A 2,383-nucleotide genomic window follows, 5' to 3' on the forward strand; every position below is an offset into this window, starting at 1 on the left:
GCCGCGATCGTGCTGCTGTGCGACATCATCGGCCGCGTCGTGCGCTTCCCGTTCGAACTCCCGATCTCGATCGTCATGGGCGTGATCGGCGGCGTCGTCTTCCTCTGGATGCTGCTCGGCACGGCGCGCCCGTCGGAAGCCGCCCGCCCCAGCCGTCGGCGCACTCCGGCGCGGACGGAGGCGGTCCGATGACCGTGACGTTCCTCGACGGCGCGCGACTCGCGGGCCGGACCCTGCGGCATCCGACGGGCGCGCTGCTCGCCCTCACCGCCCTGGCCGTCGCGATCGTGCTGGTGTTCCTCTTCACGGACCTGCCCGGCAGGTGGGAGTATGCGCTCGGGCTGCGCGTGCGCACGATCGGCGGAATGGGCATCGCCGCGGCCGCTGTGGGCGCTGCGACGGTGCTGTTCCAGACGATCACGTCCAACCGGATCCTCACCCCGGGGATCATGGGGTTCGACGCCGTGTTCCTCGCCATCCAGACCGTGGTGGCGTTCGCGATCGGGCCGGCGCTTCTCGTCGCCGCTCCACCGCTCGCGTCGTGGCTCGTGGAGCTGGGGCTGATGACGGGATCGATCGTGCTCCTGTACTGGTGGCTGTTCGTGCGCCGCCGCCTCGACCTTCATGTGATCGTGCTCGCGGGGCTCGTGCTGGGCGTGCTGTTCCGCTCGGTGACGGGATTCCTGCAGCGCCTGCTCGACCCCGACACGTTCGCGATCGTGCAGGACCTCACGTTCGCCAGCTTCACATCGGTGGATCGTGAGCTGCTGCTGCCGACCGGCGTTCTGGTCGCGGTCGCGCTGGCATCGCTGTGGCCGATCCGGCGGGAGCTCGACGTGCTCTCGCTCGGCGCGAGCACGGCGATCTCGCTCGGCGTCGCCCACCGGCGCGTGGTGATGCACGTCGTGGTCGCGATCGCCGCGATGGTCGCGGCATCCACCGCCCTCGTCGGTCCGGTGACGTTCTTCGGATTGATCGTCGCGAACCTCGCCTACGGCGCCGTGGGCCACCGTCATCTGCGCAGCGTCCCGGCCGCCATCGCGATCGGGGTGATCGCGCTGGTCGGCGGGCAGCTCATCCTCGACCGCCTTCTCGGCTTCGGCACCGAGCTGCCGATCGTGATCGAGTTCGTCGGCGGCCTGTTCTTCATCGTCCTCGTGCTCTCTGGAAAGGCCCGCTGATGATCCGCACCGACTCGGTGGTCAAGCGCCACGGCGCCCTCGTCGCCGTCGACGACGTGACGATCGACATCCGCCCCGGCCTCACAGCCGTCATCGGACCCAACGGCGCCGGCAAGTCCACGCTGCTGTCGGCGATCGGGCGGCTCGTCGGCGTCGACCGGGGAGCGATCGCCGTGGACGACCTGGATGTGCGCACCACGCACACGCGCGAGCTCGCCCGTCGCCTCGCGATCCTCCGCCAAGACAACCACCTCGCGATCCGGCTGAGCGTCGACGACCTCGTCGCGTACGGGCGGTTCCCGCACGGCGGCTCGGGGCGCTCGGCCGAAGACCGCGTCCAGGTGGAGCGCGCGATCGAGCTGCTCGACCTCGGGGCGGTGCGCGGCCGGTTCCTCGACGAGCTGTCGGGCGGTCAGCGGCAGCGGGCGTTCGTCGCGATGGCGCTCGCGCAGGACACCGACCACCTGCTTCTCGACGAGCCGCTCAACAATCTCGACCCGCGTCACGCGGTCGCGCTCATGCGGCTCCTGCGCCGCCTCGCCGACGAGCGACGGATGACGGTGGTCGTGGTGCTGCACGACATCAACGTCGCCGCACAGTACGCCGACGACATCGTGGCGATGCGCGACGGGCGGGTCGAGCACCACGGGCCGGTCTCCGAGGTCGTCACCGACGAGCGCCTCGCAGCGCTGTACGACACCCCCGCACGTGTCGCCGAGATCAACGGACGGCGCGTCGTGCTGTGGGAGTGACCCGAAATCCCCTCACCGAAGGAGAGAATCCGATGACTTCACCCACGTTCACGCTGGAGCCCACGAGCCTTGAGCTGCGATTCCGGCGCGTGACGCTGACGGCACGCGAGTGGCAGACGCGGACCTACGTGCGCGTGCGCCTCGAGGGCTCCGGGCTCGCCGGGTTCGACTCGCTCGGCGCCGACGACCATCTCCGCATCTTCTTCCCCGCGAGCGGCGCCGAGACGGTCGAGGAGCTGCGTGCCGGGCCGAGCCGGGAGTACACGCCCCTGGAGTGGGGCGACGACTGGCTCGAGCTCGAGTTCGCCGTCCACGGCGATCCGGACGCGGGAACGGCAGGTGTCGCGGGGGCGTGGGCGGCAACCGCTCCGCTGGGCGCGACGGCGGGCATCGGCGGGCCTCGCGGCTCGAAGGTGCTGCGCGGCCGGCCCGACGCGTGGCTGCTCGCCG

The 2,383-nt window shown here is 71.1% G+C and carries 4 protein-coding genes; all 4 read left to right on the top strand.

The genetic code is table 11. From position 1 onward, the window contains the following. On the top strand, positions 1 to 192 hold a 192-nt coding region (locus tag EIO58_RS16360), incomplete at its 5' end, for an iron chelate uptake ABC transporter family permease subunit (protein WP_164861798.1). Continuing rightward, positions 189 to 1,181 carry an iron chelate uptake ABC transporter family permease subunit gene (locus tag EIO58_RS16365; protein WP_127820374.1) on the top strand — a complete coding sequence of 331 codons (993 nt, stop codon included), beginning with the start codon at positions 189 to 191 and terminating at the stop codon, positions 1,179 to 1,181. The genes EIO58_RS16360 and EIO58_RS16365, both read left to right, overlap by 4 nt. Beyond that, positions 1,181 to 1,933: an iron ABC transporter ATP-binding protein gene (locus tag EIO58_RS16370; protein ID WP_127820375.1), complete on the top strand. Its 753-nt coding sequence runs from the start codon at positions 1,181 to 1,183 to the stop codon at positions 1,931 to 1,933. The genes EIO58_RS16365 and EIO58_RS16370 overlap by 1 nt, the downstream gene beginning before the upstream one ends. Before the next feature lie 32 nt (positions 1,934 to 1,965). Beyond that, on the top strand, positions 1,966 to 2,383 hold a 418-nt coding region (locus tag EIO58_RS16375; RefSeq protein WP_205789335.1), incomplete at its 3' end, for a siderophore-interacting protein.

The organism is Microbacterium sp. CPCC 204701 (genome assembly GCF_004010105.1).
In the GTDB taxonomy this organism is placed as follows: Bacteria; Actinomycetota; Actinomycetes; order Actinomycetales; family Microbacteriaceae; genus Microbacterium.